Source organism: Pseudomonas canadensis (assembly GCF_000503215.1).
Taxonomy (GTDB): Bacteria; Pseudomonadota; Gammaproteobacteria; order Pseudomonadales; family Pseudomonadaceae; genus Aquipseudomonas; species Aquipseudomonas canadensis.
The window spans coordinates 1,262,088-1,280,729 of sequence record NZ_AYTD01000013.1; the positions used below are offsets into that span (position 1 = coordinate 1,262,088).

The 18,642-nt window shown below is 61.3% G+C and carries 21 protein-coding genes; 3 read left to right on the forward strand and 18 right to left on the reverse strand.

Annotated elements, in window-relative coordinates; translation table 11 throughout:
• Window positions 1–198: 198 nt before the first annotated feature.
• Entirely contained in the window at window positions 199–678 is a 480-nt protein-coding gene (locus U367_RS0114635; protein ID WP_010208407.1) for a GNAT family N-acetyltransferase, read from the reverse strand.
• 184 nt (window positions 679–862) lie between these two features.
• Here U367_RS0114635 and U367_RS0114640 point away from each other — a divergent pair, with 184 nt between their 5' ends.
• From U367_RS0114640 to U367_RS0114650, 3 genes are all read left to right on the forward strand, one after another.
• On the forward strand, window positions 863–2,053 hold the full coding sequence (locus U367_RS0114640) for an MFS transporter (RefSeq protein WP_028617563.1): 1,191 nt from the start codon (window positions 863–865) through the stop codon (window positions 2,051–2,053).
• Between the two features lie 85 nt (window positions 2,054–2,138).
• Entirely contained in the window at window positions 2,139–2,471 is a 333-nt protein-coding gene (locus U367_RS0114645; RefSeq protein ID WP_028617564.1) for a hypothetical protein, read from the forward strand.
• A 51-nt stretch (window positions 2,472–2,522) separates the two neighbouring features.
• Window positions 2,523–2,789, forward strand: a complete 267-nt coding sequence (locus U367_RS0114650) for a hypothetical protein (RefSeq protein WP_028617565.1) — start codon at window positions 2,523–2,525, stop codon at window positions 2,787–2,789.
• A 159-nt stretch (window positions 2,790–2,948) separates the two neighbouring features.
• On the opposite strand, the gene U367_RS0114655 is transcribed toward U367_RS0114650, so the two are convergent.
• The 17 genes from U367_RS0114655 to fabD form a co-directional block, all read right to left on the reverse strand.
• Window positions 2,949–3,866 (reverse strand): PfkB family carbohydrate kinase, encoded by a 918-nt coding sequence (locus tag U367_RS0114655; protein ID WP_028617566.1) that lies wholly within the window; start codon window positions 3,864–3,866, stop codon window positions 2,949–2,951.
• Entirely contained in the window at window positions 3,859–5,325 is a 1,467-nt protein-coding gene (locus tag U367_RS0114660) for a purine-cytosine permease family protein (RefSeq protein WP_028617567.1), read from the reverse strand. The genes U367_RS0114655 and U367_RS0114660 overlap by 8 nt, the downstream gene beginning before the upstream one ends.
• A gap of 78 nt (window positions 5,326–5,403) precedes the next feature.
• Window positions 5,404–6,405, reverse strand: coding sequence for an ADP-ribosylglycohydrolase family protein (locus tag U367_RS0114665; RefSeq protein WP_028617568.1), 1,002 nt, complete (start codon window positions 6,403–6,405; stop codon window positions 5,404–5,406).
• Window positions 6,402–7,115 (reverse strand): GntR family transcriptional regulator, encoded by a 714-nt coding sequence (locus U367_RS0114670; RefSeq protein WP_050587884.1) that lies wholly within the window; start codon window positions 7,113–7,115, stop codon window positions 6,402–6,404. The genes U367_RS0114665 and U367_RS0114670 overlap by 4 nt, the downstream gene beginning before the upstream one ends.
• 70 nt (window positions 7,116–7,185) lie before the next feature.
• Window positions 7,186–7,746, reverse strand: a complete 561-nt coding sequence (locus U367_RS0114675) for a DUF1285 domain-containing protein (protein ID WP_028617570.1) — start codon at window positions 7,744–7,746, stop codon at window positions 7,186–7,188.
• A 16-nt stretch (window positions 7,747–7,762) separates the two neighbouring features.
• Window positions 7,763–8,368, reverse strand: a complete 606-nt coding sequence (locus tag U367_RS0114680) for a DUF4823 domain-containing protein (protein ID WP_016979738.1) — start codon at window positions 8,366–8,368, stop codon at window positions 7,763–7,765.
• Between the two features lie 95 nt (window positions 8,369–8,463).
• A complete protein-coding gene (locus U367_RS0114685; protein ID WP_028617571.1) occupies window positions 8,464–9,432 on the reverse strand; it encodes a GTP 3',8-cyclase MoaA in 969 nt (322 codons plus the stop codon).
• A 115-nt stretch (window positions 9,433–9,547) separates the two neighbouring features.
• Complete coding sequence (locus U367_RS0114690; protein WP_028617572.1) at window positions 9,548–10,201, reverse strand: TetR/AcrR family transcriptional regulator; 654 nt, start codon at window positions 10,199–10,201, stop codon at window positions 9,548–9,550.
• Between the two features lie 445 nt (window positions 10,202–10,646).
• The gene (locus U367_RS0114695) at window positions 10,647–11,432 is read right to left on the reverse strand and encodes a TatD family hydrolase (RefSeq protein WP_028617573.1); all 786 of its coding nucleotides are present in this window, start codon (window positions 11,430–11,432) and stop codon (window positions 10,647–10,649) included.
• A gap of 63 nt (window positions 11,433–11,495) precedes the next feature.
• Entirely contained in the window at window positions 11,496–12,485 is a 990-nt protein-coding gene (locus U367_RS0114700) for a DNA polymerase III subunit delta' (protein WP_028617574.1), read from the reverse strand.
• A complete protein-coding gene (gene tmk / locus U367_RS0114705) occupies window positions 12,478–13,110 on the reverse strand; it encodes a dTMP kinase (RefSeq protein WP_028617575.1) in 633 nt (210 codons plus the stop codon). The genes U367_RS0114700 and tmk overlap by 8 nt, the downstream gene beginning before the upstream one ends.
• A gap of 19 nt (window positions 13,111–13,129) precedes the next feature.
• Window positions 13,130–14,263: an endolytic transglycosylase MltG gene (mltG, locus tag U367_RS0114710; protein WP_028617576.1), complete on the reverse strand. Its 1,134-nt coding sequence runs from the start codon at window positions 14,261–14,263 to the stop codon at window positions 13,130–13,132.
• 1 nt (window position 14,264) lies between these two features.
• Window positions 14,265–15,080: an aminodeoxychorismate lyase gene (pabC, locus tag U367_RS0114715; RefSeq protein WP_028617577.1), complete on the reverse strand. Its 816-nt coding sequence runs from the start codon at window positions 15,078–15,080 to the stop codon at window positions 14,265–14,267.
• Entirely contained in the window at window positions 15,080–16,324 is a 1,245-nt protein-coding gene (gene fabF / locus U367_RS0114720) for a beta-ketoacyl-ACP synthase II (RefSeq protein ID WP_028617578.1), read from the reverse strand. Before fabF ends, pabC begins: the two co-directional genes overlap by 1 nt.
• A 128-nt stretch (window positions 16,325–16,452) precedes the next feature.
• Window positions 16,453–16,689, reverse strand: a complete 237-nt coding sequence (gene acpP, locus U367_RS0114725; protein WP_003175607.1) for an acyl carrier protein — start codon at window positions 16,687–16,689, stop codon at window positions 16,453–16,455.
• Window positions 16,690–16,880: 191 nt separating this feature from the next.
• Entirely contained in the window at window positions 16,881–17,624 is a 744-nt protein-coding gene (gene fabG / locus U367_RS0114730; protein WP_005790544.1) for a 3-oxoacyl-ACP reductase FabG, read from the reverse strand.
• A 24-nt stretch (window positions 17,625–17,648) separates the two neighbouring features.
• Entirely contained in the window at window positions 17,649–18,587 is a 939-nt protein-coding gene (fabD, locus tag U367_RS0114735) for an ACP S-malonyltransferase (RefSeq protein ID WP_028617579.1), read from the reverse strand.
• Window positions 18,588–18,642 lie beyond the last annotated feature (55 nt).

Below are 18,642 nucleotides of genomic sequence, written 5' to 3' on the forward strand. Positions count from 1 at the left end.
ATTTGAAATATCTCAATATATAAATTTGCATCCCATATAGTGAGCAAAGCATGGTCTTCAAGGCGAACAAAATCGAATGTGGGAGCGGGCTTGCTCGCGAATACGGTGTGTCAGCCATATATGAGTTGACTGATCCACCGCATTCGCGAGCAAGCCCGCTCCCACATTTTGATCTTCAGTGTTTTTGAAAGGAGCGCTTCAGCCCAGGGCGAAATCGCGCAGCGCATCGCCTTCCATGCGATAGCGCACCCACTCTTCCTGCGGCTGGGCGCCAATGGATTTGTAGAAGGCAATCGCCGGTTCGTTCCAGTCCAGCACGCTCCACTCAAAGCGCCCGCAACCGTTGTCAAAGGCGATCTTCGCCAGGTGACGCAGCAGCTTCTTGCCCGCCCCGCCGCCGCGTTGTTCCGGGTTGATGTAGAGGTCTTCCAGGTACAGGCAATTGCTGCCCAGCCAGGTGGAATAGCTGAAAAAGAACACCGCAAAGCCAATCGGCAAGCCGTCGCGCAGGCAGATCAGGCCATGGGCGGTGGCGCCTTCGCTGAACAGGCTACGCTCGATGTCCACCACACTGGCGATCACTTCGTGCCGGGCCTTCTCGTACTCGGCCAGCTCGGTAATAAACGTCAGGATCTGCGCAGCATCGCTGGGCACGGCGGGGCGAATCTCGATGGTCATGGGCGAGCCTTGGCAATTTCAAAGCACACATACTAAGACGCTTTCGTGACGGATTGCAGTGCAATTTCACTGCATCCCCTTACTCCGTCCACGGCTAACGCTGGCACCACCAACCACACAACAATCGGCAAAGCGGTGCATGGTAAAAAGTCCGGCATAACTCCAATGACTTCCAGGCCATCTTATGCATTCCAAGTCTGCGGTGAGCACGCCGTTGTTCGCCCTGTTTTGCCTTGCCAGTTTTCTGTTGTCGCTGTCTTACGGCTCGACCTTTCTGTTGTCGTTGCTGATTCATACGCGCGGCGGTAACGAGCACGATGCAGGCAGTGTGATCTCCATGGCGATGCTCAGCACCTTTGTGGCGGTGTTGGTCTCCGGGCATTTGGCTGATGTGCTGGGCGCGGCGCGGGCGATTGCGGGATTGGGCCTGCTGTTGGTGGTGGCATGCCTGGGTTTTGCCCTGATGCCAGGTTTCGGCCTGGGCTTGATGGGGTTTGGCCTGGCCCTGGGGCTCGGTTGGGGGGTGTTCTATACCTTGGGACCGATCATCGTGGCCATGCTGGTAGAACCGCAGCAGCGGGCCAAGTACTTTGCGTTATTGTCCGGCAGCATGATGAGCGGGATCGGGGCCGGCCCCTTGCTCGGGCGTGCGGCGAGCGCATTGGAGCTGCCGCTGACCAGCGCGTTTTACATCGCCGCCTTCGCCAGCCTGGTGGGCGTGGTGATGTTCTGGCGACTGGGTGCCCATCTCAAACAAGACGCGGTTGTGGCAAAAATTTCCTGGCGTGCCACCCGCCAGGTGCTGTCATCGAGGGCCGTGTTCGCGATCATCATGGTCGGCCTGGGCGGTTGTGTGTTCGGCGGGTTGTCCTCATTCCAGACCAGCTACGCAGCGGCGCATTCCCTGGACTATTCGCTGTTTTTCGTGGGTTTCCTGAGCGCGGCGATTACCAGCCGCTTGTTGATTGCCGGGCTTGTCGTCAAGCGTGATGCCTATCGCTCGGCGTGCGTACTGTCGGGGCTGATGCTGGTGTCGGTGTTGATGTTTGGCTTCAAGGTATCGGGGAGCTTCAGCTACCTGCTCGCCGCCATCACCCTGGGCGTGGGTTATGGGCTGACGTACTCGGTGATCAACGGGCTGGTGGCGAATGAAGCCCCCGCTGGCACCACGTCCCAAGCGTTGCTGCTGTTCAGCCTCGGGTACTTCGTCGGGGTGTTCGGGTTCCCGATGCTGGCGGGGCGGATCATCGTCGAGTATGGCCTGCAATCGCTGCTGCTGAGTGTGACCGCAGTGGCGTTGCTCAATTGGTTGATCAGCCTCGCGAGACTGATCTGGCGGCGGGCCTCGGCACACAAAATCTTACAGGTGAGCTAAGACCGTTCGTCGCCATCAAGGCACGAACGCCAAAGCCGGGCTGACCAATAGAGGGTAAGGACATTAATCATATGGAGACACCCTCATGAAAAATTCCAAGTTTGCTGCCCTCGCCCTCACAGGCCTGTTGTCTGCTGCGTCGCTGAGCGCCTTTGCCGCCAGCTCGACCACCGGGCCAACCGATCCAACGCCGGATGCCACCACCGAGTCGCAGAAATCCATGGGTACTGGCATGGACACCAATGGTGGCGCGGTCATTGAACCCGGCGCTGACCCGCGCACCCAAGGCAACGATACCCAGCGTCAAGCGCCTGCTGCCGTCGGTAACGGCAAAATGGGCCCGGCGATCAACCAGCCCAACATCAACAAGGGCGATGACTCCAACGTCCCAGGTGCGCCGAAACAACCTGCGCCTTGACCCATCGAACGCAAGACGAACACCCGATCATTTCCCAGTGAAGAGGTACGCATGAACGTCGATAGAAACCTTGAAAAAGAAGTCCTCACCCGCCTGCTGCACGCCCATCCGCAAGGCCTGGGCAAGGAGGTGCTGGATAACTACCGCGGCGAAAAAGAGGTGGCCAGTGTCTTGGCGTTCCTGCAGGACCGTGGGTTGATCAAGGATGGGCATGTGACCACTGACGCTGCCGGCGAGTATGCGTTGAATCTGCCGATCAAGCTGACAGCGTCGGGTGTGGATGAGGCGCGTAAGTTGGACAGTGCCAGCTCCCAGTAATACGTTGTTGGCTGGTCTGATCGAAGCGCTGAAAAAACCGGCTGAACACAAACCCACTGTAGGAGCCGGCTTGCCGGCGATGGCGGCGCATCAGTCACCGTAACGGTTGCAGATAAACCGCCATCGCTGGCAAGCCAGCTCCTACAGGTTTTGCTGCGTTTACTCTGTGAGGAGTGTGTCGACTTCTGCAGTGCCCGGGGAAGTTGCAGGCCCCCAGCGTGTCACCGCCAACGCCGCTGCCGCATTCGCACGGCGTGCCGCTTCAGCAGGTTTCAAACCTTTAGCAAGGCCAGCAATAAACACCCCTGCATGGGCATCCCCTGCTCCATTGCTGTCCACCGCTTTTACCTTGAAACCCGGCACATGCTCCGCCTGGCCATTGCGGCTGACCCAGCAACCATTCGGTCCATCCCGCACCACTAGCAAGGCATCAACGGGCAGGTGACGATTGAGATCGACCAGCGCATCCGCCAACGTACCCGCTCCGGTAAATGCCAGGGCTTCCGGGCCGTTACTGGTCCAGATATCGATGCGCGGCAACAACGCCATCATCAGCGCCGAATCCGGCGCCTTGACCAACGGGCCCGGATCGAACACCACGGTGATCGCTCGCGGCAGCGCCAGCAGCCAATCGAGCAACGCCTGCGCCTTGCCTTCCAATAAAAGGCTGTAGCCGCTGACATACACGTAATCGTCCGCTTGCGGGACCATTCGCGCCAAGTCATCGGCACTCAAGTCACCTTCAGCGCCGATATGGGAAATGAAGGTGCGCTCAGTGGTAGCCTCGGTCAGCGATACACACAAACCGGTGTCTTTATCGGTGCTGGCCGTCTGGGCCATTTCCACCCCTTCGGCCTGCATCGCCGCGCGCGCCAGGTCACCAAAGCGCCCATTGCCATGACGGCCGAGGTAAACCACCGCCAACCCATTGCGCCGCGCGGCCGCCATCACATTGAAGCCTCCTCCGGCCTCAAAGCTGGCCGATTGCGCCAGCACGTCGCCGCCGGTGGCGGGCAAGGTATCGAGGGCCATCACCAGGTCGACGATGACCTGGCCGGTGTGCAGCAATCTAGACATTAGGACGCTCTACCAAAGCCGGGCGACGGTCAGCCGCACCACCCAGGACTGCATAAATCCCGCCGGCCACCAGGAAGGTGACGATCCAGCCCAGGCCGTTGTGGCCCAGCCAGGAGTCGGACAAAGGCCCGGCGAACCAGATGTTTTCGGCGGTGGTGCCGATGGTGGTGAAGCTGAAGCCCAGCGCAATCGCCACCGCCCAGGCGCCGAACGCACGCCACTCCACACCGCTGCGATACCAGTAGGCGCTGCTTGGGCTCACGTCCAGCAGGTCCTTGGGGCTGTAGTAGTGACGGTGGATCAGGTCAACCACGAAGATGCCGACCCACGCCGTGATCGGCACGGCCAGCGACGAGATGAAGGTGATGAAGGGGCCGTAGAAGCTGTCGGCGACCAACATGAAGTAGATCGAGCCGGCAAAGATCGCCACGATGTCGACGATCACCGCATGCACGCGCTTGACCTTCAAGCCGAGGGTCAGGGTGGTGAGGCCCGCCGAGTACACCGACAGGTTGTTGGACAGCAGCAGCCCGCCAAACGCGGTGATCAGGTACGGCACCGCCATCCAGGTCGGCAGCATGTCGCGGATCGCGACGATCGGGTCAGTGGCCGAGGCCAGGTCGTTGTTGCCCACCGACAACAAGCCGCCAAGGGTGATCAGCAACACCAGCGGAATACCCGCGCCAAACGCGGCGGATGCCACCAGGCGCACGGCGGTGACGCTGCGGTGCTGATAGCGCGACATGTCGGCACCGGCATTCGCCCAGCCAATACCGGTACCCGCAGCCATGGTGCCGACGCCGATGATCATCGCGCTCAGCGGCGCCGGGGTGGCGTTGAACACCGCGCTCCAATCGATAGTGGCGCAGAGGAAGCCGCCGACCAGAATGTTCAGGGCGCCAAACACATACGTGGCCCACTTCTGGATCACCAGCAACGTGGCATGGCCCAGGCCGGAAACCGACAGGGTCAGCAAGACGAAGATGGCGATGAAGATCAGGGTCAGCACCGGCGCACTTTTCGCCTCGACCGGCGAACCAAAGAGGATCGAGCATAACGACAGCAGCACAAAGGCGGCCGTGGTGGTGTTGACGGTCTCCCAACCCAGGCGTGACATCAATGACACCAGCGTCGGCCCGATATTGCCGCGCACACCGAAGATGGCGCGGGACAGCGTCAGGCTCGGCGCACGCCCACGACGGCCGGCGATGGAGATGATGCCCACCACCGCGAACGAACCGGCAGCGCCGAGGATCGCCACGATAATCGCCTGCCAGATCGCCAGGCCGCGAAACGCCACCAATGTGGCGCCGAGCGGCAAACCGAGGATGCTGATGTTGGCGGCGAACCACACCCAGAACAGTTGCAGCGGGTGCCCGTTGCACTCGCCTTCAGGGACCGGTTCGATGCCGCGTGTTTCCAATTGCCCGGCACTTTGGCCGGAAGAGGTGCTGCTCATGAGGGGGTGCTCCTGGTGCCTGTATTGTTGTGGTTGTGGCAGGGGTACAAAGCGAATCGTGTTTCCGGTCGTCCTGACTCAGCGCATTTTCAACAGCTCTTGAACCAGCGGCTGCAACTCCAGGCCATTGACCTCTTTGACCTGTTCGATCATCGCGTCAGGCCAGCACTGCATGCCCAGGCACGCACCCAGCATGGCGCCGAGAATGGCGGCAATCGTGTCTGTGTCACCGCCAAGGCTGGCGGCCAGGCACAAGGCCTCCAACGCACTCATCTCACCCACCGCCACTTGCTGGGCCAGGGCAAACGACACCACCACCGACTCCTGGGACGCGACCGAAGTACCGATCAATTCATACAGCAGATCGGCGAACAGGGCCTTGTCGCCACTGCCGACGCTCAAAGTGCGTGCCCAACTGATGCGCGTGGAAATACGCCCGCCGGCAATCCAGTGACCATAGCCTTCAGCCTGCCGGGCAATCTGGGTGCCTATGTTCAGTGCTTCGCCCAGGTCCACACCGTTGATGCCGGCCGACACCACCGCAGCCACCGCCGCCGCACTGGAAATCCCCAGGGTGGTGTTATGGGTGACCTGACAGGCCTGGATCACCGCCTGGATAAACCGCGCCGGGTCGCTGACGTCGGCGGCGATCCCCACCGGGGTGATGCGCATCGCAGCGCCGTTGGTGGTGCCGTAGCGGCCGGACTCTTCCGGCGTGTGACCGGCGAGGATCATGTCGATCGCGCGCTTGGTGGAGGGGCCGAGCAAATCCTGCGAGCCCTTGGCGCGCATCACTGCTTCCCAATCGATCAAACGCTGGGCGAGCACCGTCGGTTCGATGACGCCCTGCCCTTCCACCAGCAATTCCCCCACCAGGATCGCCTGCTCGGTGTCATCGGTGATGGAGCCGGCGGGCATGTTCGGCGCAATCGGCTGGTCGGCGTCGGCATCTTCCAGGCCAGTGATGGCGCCGAAGCGCGCCCGGACCTGCTCGCGGCTCAAGGACTGGGTCGGCATACCCAGGGCATCGCCCAAGGCCAAGCCGTAGAAGGCGCCGAGGGCGCGGTTGTGCGGGGTCATTTCGAGTTTCCAAACTGGAGGTGCAGGCGAAAGTGCAGTGGATCGAGCAAGCTTTCGACGTACTCCATGAAGCGCTCGCGACGGTCATAGGTGGTACGCGACGCCTTGAGGAACACCGTGCCTGCGGGGCGACCGAGCAATTCTGCATCTTCATCGCTGAGGGGTTCGGCGCCGATCCATTGGTCCCCTTCGGCGCCGACGTAACCGTAGGCGGCCAGGGTGATGGTCAGGGAGTCATCGATCAGGCCGACTTTAGGCAGGCTCTCCAGGCCGCCAGACGCAGGCATCAGCGAACGTTCCAGGGACACCGCCGTGCCATCGGTGGTGCGGCGGCGGCGATCAAGGGCGATGAACTGATCGGTGCCGAAACGGCTGAACAGGTCCGGGCGGGTGACCGCTTCCAGGCGCAGGATGTCGGTGTTCACCCGCGCGCCTGTGTCGGCCAGGGCCTGAGCCCAACCACTGCGTTGGTCGAGCACCATACCGTCAAACGTGACGATGGAGCCGACGCCGCTCTGGGTCGCGATGTAGTTGCGTCGCTTGAGTTCGGCGAGGGCTTCGCGCAGGGTGCCGCGGCTGACCGCGAACTCTTCGGCCAGTTGGTGCTCGCCCGGCAGCAGGAAACCGTCGGCCATCACTCCACCCTCGATACGGCGGATGAGCTCGTCGACGACGCGTTTTTTCTTATCAAATCGAACATGTCTAATCATGTACAAATTGATAACCGAAAGCGGCCGTTTGCAGCAAGCGAATTATTTCAGGGAGATGAAAAAACCGGCTTCAAGGCTCCAGGCCGATACGGAAAAACTCCCCGCCGCTCCAGACGCCCAGCCAGTTCTGACCGTTGATCGGACGGCTCACCGCCAACTCCACCAATTGGTAGAACGCGTTGCGGTGCACCAGGGCTTCGAGGTTGGTGCGCACCCGCAGATAGGGGGCAGGCTCCTGGGTGACCGGGTCGATCACCACCCGCAAGGGGTGTTCAAGGCCCGCTTCGACCTGATCGTCCACGTTGGTGGTAAAGCGCAGAACCTGGCCTTCGCCCTGCCCTTCGACCTCCAGCGTTACCGCCACGAACGGCGCATCATCGACGCTGATGCCGACCTTTTCCACGGGAGTGACCAGGAAGTAGTCATCGCCATCGCGGCGGATGATGTTGGAGAACAGCTTGACCATTGGCTTGCGCCCGATCGGCGTACCCTGATAGAACCAGGTGCCGTCGCGGGCGATGCGCATGTCGATGTTGCCGCAGAAGTCCGGGTTCCACAGGTGTACCGGCGCCGGTCCCTTGCCCTTGGGCAGTTGGGCCAACAGATCGTTAGCCTTGGCGGAATCGGTCATGGGGCTCTCCTGGTGCTTATTGATCACTCATGCCCAGCAGGCTGCGGGCGTACTGGCGCAGTGGACGGGCAATCAGATCTTGTGGCTTGTTGTCGTGGAACGTCAGTAAACCACCACGACTGCGAATACGTGCAGTATCGATCAAATACTGGGTGCTGGTCTCGATCAACATGATCTGGATGACCCCGCTGTCCAGCCCGACACGGTCGAGGGCTTCCTGGTCGGCCCACTCATCGGCGTTGCCGATACGGTCATCCGCCTTGGCGAAACGACAGTACAGCAGGTAGTGAGCGCCGGCCGCACGGGCTTCGGACATTGCCTGCTCCAGACCTTCCGGCTGACGGGCGCGACGCACCATGGGGAAATATTCGATGAAACCGTTGAAGGCTTCCTCGGCCACCACGTTTGGACGCGGATAAGCGCTGCCCGGCGGCACAAAGGCACCTTGGGCGATAAACACGAAAGAGTCCGGCTGTATGCGAACCGAGGCGGTGCGACGGGTATCGCTGTGGTCCAGCAAACCGGCATCGCTCATCTGATAGCGGGTGCCTTCGGCCATATCGCTGACGGTCATGCAACCACTCAGCGTCAACGACGCCAGCAACAAAACCAGACTACGCATCCTAATCCTCCAGAAGCCGGTGACGGAAAACCGGCGAATGGGCGTGAGATGCAGGTTCTGGGCCAGGGGAGCAGCTACAAGCTTCAAGCTCGGCGTCAGCCGCCAATAATCTTCATGATGGTCGCGCCGCCGGAGAAGGCAACTTCCTGCTTGTCGCCCAAGGCCTTCATCAACAGGCCCTGCAGCGCTGGCAGCGCTTGATGGCGGGGTTTGTCCAGCAGGTCACCGACATAGTGACGGTTGCTCGACGACAGGCAACCATGCAACCAGCCGGTGGACGACAACCGCAACCGCGAACAGGTCCGGCAGAACGGCACGCTTTCGTTGGCAATCACACCAAAGAAACCTTTACCGGGGATTTCGTAGCGTACGGCAGTGGCATCCACAGGCGCATTGGCTTGCAGGTATTCATGCTGCTCACCAATCAAACCCAGCAGCTGTTGCAGGCTGACAAACTGCTGCAGGAACGCGTTGGAGTCCTTGGCCAGATGGCCCATGCGCATCAGCTCGATAAAGCGCAGTTCATAACCACGCTCCAGGCAGTAATCGAGCAGCGGCATCACTTGGTCGAGGTTCTGGCCGCGCAACGGCACCATGTTGACCTTGATCTTGATTCCGGCAGCGCGGGCCTGGTCCATGCCGTCGAGCACGGTGGCCAAGTCGCCGCCACGCGCGATGCTGCGGAAGGCATCCGCATCCAGGGTATCGAGGGAGACGTTGATGCGCTTGATCCCGGCGTCCACCAGCAGCGGCAGTTTGCGCGCCAGCAGTTGGCCATTGGTGGTCAGGCTGATGTCACTGAGGCCCATCTGCCCGACGGCGCCCATGAAGGCTTCCAGCTTGGGGCTGACCAGCGGTTCGCCGCCGGTGATGCGCAGGCGGTCGATGCCCGCCGCTTCGATCAGGTATTCCACACCACGGGCCATGGCCTCGGCCGAGAGCTCGTCCTGGGCAGCCACCAGCCGCTTGCCATTCGGCACGCAGTAGGTACACGCGTAATTGCAGGCTGAGGTCAGGCTGATCCGCAAATTGCGAAAACGCCTGCCTTGACGATCAACGATCATGGATCACTCCGGCAGAGGATGATTCGGGCGCGCTAAAAGCTGACTGATAAATCAGCTTTTAGCAAGAGTCCTTGCCTGAGTATATTCCTGGGGTACTACGCGTGGCAGCAAATCATTACGTGGAAGGCGATTCCAGCGGTGGATGCTCGGTACTGTGCTTGCGCTTGTTGCCCATGCGCACGCCGATGTCCATCAGGAACTGGAAGAAACCTTCCTGGTCTTCCAGCACATTGCTCCAGAACGGCGAGTGGTACAGCGCCACGGCGCCGTGCACCAAGGCCCAGGCGGCGCAGTAGTGGAAGTACGGCGGCACATCTTCCAGCTTGCCTTCACTGATGCGGCCCTTGATCAGCAGGGTCAGGCGTTCGAAGTTGGAAGCACGGATCTTGTGCAGCTCCTCGACCATCTCCGGCACCTGATGGCCCTTGACCACCTTCTCTTCCAGGCGGTCGAACAGGCGGTAGCGCTGCGGGTCGCGCATACGGAACTCGAAGTAGGCGCGGGACAGGGCTTCCTTGTCCTTGTCGACGTCGGCCGAATGCAGCAACTCGTTCAAGTCGCGCTCGTAGTCGAGCATCAGGCGCAGGTAGATTTCCGCCTTGGACTTGAAGTGCTTGTAGATCGTGCCTTTGCCGATACCCACGGCATCCGCGATCATCTCGACGGTGACGCTGTCTTCACCCTGTTCGAGGAACAGCTTGAGGGCGGTGTCGAGAATTTCCTGCTCACGGCGGCGAAACTCACGGACCTTACGGGGTTCTTTGTGCATGAGGAAGAGGTCTGCAAAGGTCAAAATAGGGAGGGTTACGCACGGCCACGGATACGCGGCGATACGATTTACCCGGTGCGAGGGATTATCCCGACTGAACGGTCGCTGGGCAATGCCTATGTGAACCGCAAACGCACTTTACTTTCAGCGCGCCAACGTTTTCATGGATCTCAGTCAGAAATAATACGCAACAACCGCCGCCGTGCACCTGCCCAATGAGAACTCAAGCGAAGCGCTCGTATTCCAAATCTGTTTAAAAAACGACCAGTCGCGACTGGACTGAATCGGATACTGATCAATACTTGAACTGTCGGCGTGACATCTCCCCCAAGTGAAGCGCCGACCTGGGTACCAACGGACCGTGTGCCCTTGTTTTACTCCTAATGGTCTTAGCCCGGATTCACCCCCCAGAACCCGGGTTTTTTTTGCCTGCGATTTGGCCGCGTCAGCCGGCGACGTGAGCCAGCGGGAACAGGCGCTTGAAGTTCTCGGTGGTCTGCTCGGCAAAACGCTCGTAGGACTCGCCACGCAGCATTGCCAGGTAATCCGCCACATCACGCACGTATTCCGGCAGGTTCGGCTTGCCGCGATGAGGAATGGGCGCCAGGTACGGTGAGTCGGTTTCCACCAGCAAGCGGTCGGCCGGCACTTGGCGCGCAACGTCGCGCAGGGCGTCGGCGTTGCGGAAGGTGACGATGCCCGACAGGGAAATGTAGAACCCCAGGTCCAGGGCCGCCCTGGCCATGTCCCAGTCCTCGGTGAAGCAATGCAACACGCCGGCTTGGGGCAGCGCGGCTTCGCGCAGCAGGGTCAGGGTGTCGGCACGGGCGCCACGGGTGTGGACGATCACCGGTTTGCCGGTCTGCTGGGCGGCTTGCAGGTGCAGGCGAAACGAAGCCTGCTGCATCTCGGCGGCTTCGGGCTCGTAGTGGTAATCCAGGCCGGTTTCGCCGATGGCCACTACGCGCGGGTGATTGAGCTCATTCAGCAGCCAGTCGAGGGCAGGTGCTTCGCCAGGCTTCAGGTCCAGCGGGTGAATGCCCACCGAGCAATCCACATCGGCATAACGCTCGGCCAGGGCTTTGACGTCGGCCGCGTTTTCCGCGCTGACGCCGATGCACAGGAAGTGCCCTACTCCGCGCTGGCGCGCGGCTTCGAGGGCAGCATCAAGGGAACCGCCGTGCTGGGTCAGGTCAAGGCGATCGAGGTGGCAATGGGAATCTACGAGCATAGGGATCTACAACTTCAGTCACGAAAAGTGTCTGGCCGACGATACACCTGTCGGCCACAGAATTTAACGGCGGCCGAGCAAGCCAACCCACTGCACCAGCAGCGCCTCAAGCAACAGCACGCGGTTAAGGTTGGCCTTGCCGAGTACCTTCTGGCGCTGCGCGAGGATCCAGTCCTGGATCGTCAGCACCTTGTCCTGGGCACTTTTCTGCGCCAGGTATTGCACCACTTTGCGCATGTCCGGCAGGCCCAGGCCGTTTTCATCCTGGGTCAGTTGGTAGCGCAGGATCAGGCTCGACCAGTCGCAGAACCAGTCAAACAGCAGCAGCAGGGGAATGTCCTTCCAGGCGCTTTCGGCCAGTTGAGTGGCGGACACTTCCTGCTTGATGAGTTTCTTCACGCCTTCCACCACCAGCGCGCGTTGCTCACGCACGCCCTGGGCTTGCAGCTTGACCGCCGCCAATGGCGAACCGGCCGCTAGGGTCAGTAGTTCGACCCGCTCGTCCTGACCGCAGTCCGGCAACGCCTGCGCGAGCCATTCGAGGCTCATGGCCTCGCTCGGCAGCGGGCATGCCTGCTGCACACAGCGGCTGCGGATGGTCGGCAACAGACGGCTGGACTGGTGGCTCACCAGCAGCAACACGGTATCGCCGGACGGCTCCTCCAGGCTCTTGAGCAAGGCGTTGGCGGCGTTGATGTTCATCGCCTCCACCGGCTCGATCAAAACGACCTTGCGCCCGCCCATCTGCGCGGTCTGCACCACGAAGCTGACGAGGTCACGCACCTGGTCGACCTTGATCGCCTTGTCGGCTTCCTCGGGCTCCAGCAGGTAGTTGTCCGGGTGACTGCCGGCCTTGAGCAACAGGCACGACTTGCACTCGCCGCAGGCTTCCAGGTTGACCGGGCGCTGGCACAGCAGGCTGGCCATGAGGCGCTCGGCCAGGTCACGCTTGCCGATCCCGACCGGCCCATGCAACAGGTAGGCGTGGGCGTGCTGCGCGCGGCCGGCCAGTTGTTGCCACAGGCTGTCCTGCCACGGATAGGCTTCAGCCACGGGCGCGCTCCAGCAGTGTCGGCAACAGCGCGTCGATGGCGTGCTGCACCTGGGCCAGCGGTTGGGCGGCGTCCAGCAGGTAGTAGCGTGCAGGTTCGGCCGCGGCACGCTTGAGGAACGCGGTGCGTACGGCGTCAAAGAAGGCCTGACCTTCCAGCTCGAAGCGATCCAGGCGACCCCGGGCGCTGGCGCGAGCCAGGCCCACTTCCACCGGCAGGTCGAAGACCAGGGTCAGGTCAGGGCGCAGGTTGCCTTGAACGAAGGTTTCCAGGGTGGCGATGCGTTCCAGGGACAGGCCCCGACCACCGCCCTGGTAGGCATAGGTGGAATCGGTGAACCGGTCGCAGATCACCACGGCACCGCGTGCCAGGGCCGGACGAATCACTTCGGCCAGGTGCTGGGCACGGGCGGCGAACACCAACAGCAGCTCGGTGTCCGGGTTCATCTGCTCTTCACCCGGCGCCAGCAGCACTTCGCGGATACGCTCGGCCAGTGGCGTGCCGCCGGGCTCGCGGGTCAACACCACCTCAATGCCTTCGCTGCGCAGACGCTCAGCCAGGTAATCACGGTTGGTGCTTTTGCCGGCGCCTTCGGGGCCTTCCAGGGTTATAAACAAGCCAGTCACAGGCAGTCCTTAGTCAGAATTATTGCGGGTTTTGCGGCGCTTCAACATCTGGCGCAGACTCGGCAGGCTTTTCAACGGGCACATCGGCCGGCGGCGTTGCATCTTCCGCAGGCTTCACCACTGGCGCCGGGCTGGAGCGATAATCAGCGCGGCGCTTGAGCTGGAACTCCCGCACGGCGGCATTATGCGCATCCAGATCATCAGAGAAAATATGGCTGCCATCACCTCGGGCAACGAAATACAGGCTGCTGCCCGGCACCGGGTTCAGCGCGGCATGAATCGCCTCGCGGCCGACCATTGCGATGGGCGTCGGCGGCAGGCCGGCGACCATATAGGTGTTGTAGGGGTTGGCTTCCTTGAGGTGGGCGCGGGTCAACTTGCCGTTGTAGCGTTCACCCAGGCCGTAGATCACCGTCGGGTCAGTCTGCAATAGCATGCCGACCTTAAGGCGCCGCACAAATACCCCGGCGATCTGCCCACGTTCTTCGGGTACGCCGGTCTCTTTTTCCACCAGGGAGGCCATGATCAACGCTTGATAAGGGTCGGTGTACGGCGCATCGGGAGAGCGCTTGCTCCACTCCTGGGCGAGGACATCATCCAGGCGGTTGTAGGCTTTTTTCAGGAATTCGACGTCGGTCATGCCACGCACAAAGCGATAGGTATCGGGGAAGAACCGCCCTTCGGGAAACACGCCGGGGTGGCCGAGCTTGTCCATGACTTCGCTGTCACTAAGGCCTGCGAGGGTCTGCACGATCTTTTCATGCTTGGCCAACGCCGAGCGCACCTGACGGAAGTTCCAGCCTTCCACTAGCGTCAGGCTGTATTGCACCACTTCGCCACGCTGCCACAGGCCGATCAGGCCTTGCGCCGTCATGCCAGGGGTCATGCGGTATTCGCCGCTGTGCAGAGGCTGGCCGTCAAGGTTGAAGCGCCAGTACAGGCGCAACCAGAAGGCGCCATCCAGCACACCCTCGGCTTCCAGGCGATTGAAGGTGCCGGTGGGGGTCGCCCCGGCCGGCACATCGAGCAATTGCTCCTGAGTCACGTTCAAGGGCTGCTTCAGGGCCGCGTCGTATTTCCAGGCGCCATAGCCCAACAGCAAAGCCGCCGAGAACAGACCGATCAGCAGCAGTACAACCAGTTTTCGTATCAACTCAAATTTCCAATAGCGCGCGAACAATGCCTTGCAGTTTACGGGTGAGCGGCCCAACCGGCCAGCTCATCCCAGCACAACCGCGCACCGGCCAAATGCCATAAACGCTGTTGCACACGAAGACTTCGTCGGCCTGCTGCAACTGCTCAAGATCGATGTGGGCCACGGCCACCGGGAGGCCCAGTCGATCTGCCTGGGCCAGAATCTCGGCACGCATCACGCCGGCAACGCCGCAACGGGTCAGATCAGCGGTTAGTAACAAGCCGTTGCGCACGAGGAACAGGTTGCTGAACACGCCCTCGATGACACGCCCGGACACATCCAGCATCAAGCCTTCAGCGTGCTCCGCGTCTTGCCACTCGGCACGGGCGATTACCTGTTCGAGGCGATTGAGGTGCTTGAGACCGGCCAGCAACGGCTGCTCGGCCAAGCGGGTCGCACACGCAAATAGACGGATGCCGTCGACTGCATGGGCGTGAGGATAGGTAGCGGGCGGACTGCCCTGCAAAATACGGCGCACCGGCGCGCCAGGGTTGATGCCATAACCGCGCAGGCTGTCGCCACGGGTGAGGATCAACTTGAGGACACCGTCGCCGAGGGCGGCGGCATAGGCCAGCACTTCGCTGCGAATCAACCCATGATCCGCAACCAAGGCGAGGCGCCTGCAACCCTCAGCGAGGCGTTGCAGGTGACGGTCGAGCAGCACCGGCTGCCCGGCTCTGACGGCGATGGTCTCGAACAGCCCATCGCCATACGCCAGGCCACGATCTTTCAGGGGCACGCTGTCCGCTGGCTGACCGTCGACCCAGCTGTGCATCACTCGGCGAACCGGCGGAACACCAGGGAACCGTTGGTGCCGCCAAAACCGAACGAGTTGGAGATCACCACGTCGATCGGCATCGGTTGCGCTTCGTGGGGCACGAAGTTCAGGTCGCAGCCTTCGTCCGGCTCATCCAGGTTGATGGTCGGCGGAGCGACCTGGTCCTTGATGGCCATGACGCTGAAGATCGCTTCGACCGCGCCCGCCGCACCCAGCAAGTGGCCGGTCATGGACTTGGTGGAGCTGACCGCCAGCTTGTAGGCATGCTCGCCGAACACCGACTTGATGGCTTCGGCTTCCGCCAAGTCGCCAGTCGGAGTCGACGTGCCGTGGGCGTTGATGTACTGCACCTTGTCCGCATTGACCTTCGCGTCACGCAAGGCGTTGGTGATGCAACGCGCAGCACCGGCACCGTCGGACGGTGGCGAAGTCATGTGGTAAGCATCGCCGCTCATGCCGAAGCCGATCAGCTCGGCGTAGATGGTGGCGCCACGCGCCTTGGCGTGTTCCAACTCTTCCAGCACCAGGGCACCGGCACCGTCTGACAGGACGAAACCGTCACGGCCTTTGTCCCATGGACGGCTGGCGCGGGTCGGCTCGTCGTTGCGGGTCGACAGCGCACGGGACGCGCCGAAGCCGCCCATGCCGAGACCGCAGGCCGCCATCTCGGCGCCACCAGCGATCATCACGTCGGCTTCGTCATAAGCGATGTTGCGTGCAGCCATGCCGATGCAGTGCGTGCCGGTGGTGCACGCCGTGGCGATAGCGTAGTTAGGCCCCTGTGCGCCCAAGTGGATCGACAGGAAACCGGAAATCATGTTGATGATTGAGCCCGGAACGAAGAACGGTGAAATTCGACGGGGGCCGGAATCGTGCAACGTGCGGCTGGTTTCTTCGATATTGGTCAAACCGCCAATACCCGAACCCATGGCCACGCCGATGCGATCACGGTTGGCGTCGGTGACTTCCAGGCCAGCGTTACGCACTGCCTGAAAACCGGCTGCCAAGCCGTATTGAATGAACAGGTCGAGTTTGCGGGATTCTTTGACCGAGAGATATTCCTCGACATTGAAACCCTTTACCGAGCCGCCAAAACGGGTGGAATAGGCAGAAAGGTCCGTGTGTTCGATCAGACCAATACCACTGTGGCCAGCCAGAATGCCCTGCCAACTGCTCGGCACATCCGTGCCCAGTGGCGACAACATACCCATACCGGTGACTACGACGCGTCTACGCGACACAGCACTCTCCTTTTTCTAATGACGACACTTTTGCTTCAGCGCTTGTTTTTCATCAGGGCTAAAGAAAAAACCGCACGCCGTTACAGCAGTGCGGTTTTTCCCTGACAGCAAGCGACGACTACAAACTATTACGCCTGGTGGCTAGTAACGTAGTCGATAGCAGCTTGAACAGTAGTGATTTTTTCAGCTTCTTCGTCCGGGATTTCGGTCTCGAATTCCTCTTCCAGAGCCATCACCAGCTCAACGGTGTCAAGGGAATCGGCACCCAGGTCTTCTACGAAGGAAGCAGTGTTGACCACTTCTTCTTCTTTAACGCCCAGTTGCTCGGCGACGATTTTCTTGACGCGCTCTTCGATGGTGCTCATACCTTGTTTAACTCCTAATGGACAAATTCAGGCAGCTGGCCAGTGGGTAAGTGTATAGAAAGCCATTTCAGCTTTTCAACTGAAAGCTTCACCCTGTACCCGGTCGGCCACCTGCCTATAAATTAAGTTGCAGCTTTATAACGGATTTTAGACAGCTCGTATGACATTTTTTTGAAGCGATCCGTCACAATTTAACTCATGTACATCCCGCCGTTCACCGGGATTGTAGCCCCAGTCACGTATGCCGCACCGTCGGATGCCAGGAAAGTGACCACATTCGCGATCTCTTGAGCCTGGCCCAGACGGCCCAGCGGAATCTGCGTCAGCAAGGCTTCACGCTGTGCTTCCGGCAGTTCGCGGGTCATATCGGTGTCGATGAACCCTGGGGCCACCGAGTTGACCGTAATCGACCGCGAGCCGACTTCACGTGCCAAGGCACGGCTGAAACCTTCCAGACCGGCTTTGGCGGAGGCGTAGTTTACTTGGCCTGCGTTGCCCATGGCACCCACTACGGAGCCAATATTGATAATTCGGCCCCAACGCGCCTTGGTCATGCCGCGCAAAACGCCCTTGGACAGGCGAAACAGACTGTTCAAGTTGGTGTCGACCACGTCGTACCACTCGTCGTCTTTCATGCGCATCATCAGGTTATCGCGGGTGATACCGGCGTTGTTCACCAGAATCGCCGGCGCACCGAATTGCGCGGTGATCTCGGCCAATACGGCAGCCACGGACTCATCGCTGGTCACGTTCAGCTCAAGGCCAGTGCCTTGCACGCCATTTTCCTTCAGGGTCGCGGCGATACGCTCGGCGCCCGAAGCGGACGTGGCGGTGCCGATCACAACGGCGCCCTGACGGCCCAGTTCCAGGGCGATCGCCTGGCCAATGCCACGGCTTGCGCCGGTAACCAGTGCAACTTTACCTTGCAGACTCATGCAGGCTTCTCCTTAGTTCGGGGATTAGGCCAGTGCCGCGCGAGCGGCAGCGAAGGCATCCGGGGTATTGAGGTTGGCAGTCGACACGCCGTCGGCGCAGCGCTTGTTCAGGCCGGCCAGGACTTTGCCCGGACCGCACTCGACCAGCTCGGTGGCGCCGTTGGCCGCCAGGGTCTGGACCGATTCAACCCAGCGTACGGGCTTGTAGAGTTGCTCCAGCAGGTCGCGCTTGAGGGTGTCGAGGTCGGCAGCCACGGCTGCGCTGACGTTCTGCACCAACGGGATCTGCGGCGCCTGCCAGTTGATGGCGGCGATGGACTCGGCAAAGCGCTCGGCCGCCGGGCGCATCAGCTCGCAGTGCGACGGCACGCTCACCGGCAGCGGCAACGCACGCTTGGCGCCACGGGCCTTGCAGCCTTCGATGGCACGCTCAACGGCCGCCTTGGCACCGGCGATCACCACCTGGCCAGGCGAGTTGAAGTTCACGGCGCTGACCACTTCGCCCTGGGCCGCTTCAGCACAAACTTCGATCACCACGGCGTCGTCCAGACCCAGGATCGCGGCCATGCCGCCCTGCCCGGCCGGAACGGCTTCTTGCATCAGTTGGCCACGGCGCTCGACCAGTTTGACCGCCTCAGCAAGGGTCAGGCTGCCCGCAGCCACCAGGGCGCTGTATTCGCCCAGGCTGTGACCGGCAACGAATGCCGGACGCTCGCCGCCTTCCGCCAGCCACAAGCGCCACAGGGCGATCGAAGCGGTCAGGATGGCCGGCTGGGTTTTATCGGTTTGATTGAGTTGCTCTTCCGGCCCTTGCTGGGTCAGTGCCCACAGGTCGTAACCGAGGGCGTCGGAAGCCTCTTTAAAGGTGTCCAGGATCAGCGGGTACTGCGCGCCCAGCTCGGCCAACATGCCGAGGGACTGTGAACCCTGCCCTGGAAAGACGAATGCGAGGGATGTAGACATGTAACAAGCCCCTAATGATCTGGTCGTCAAAAATGCGCACTCCTACGGTGGGAGC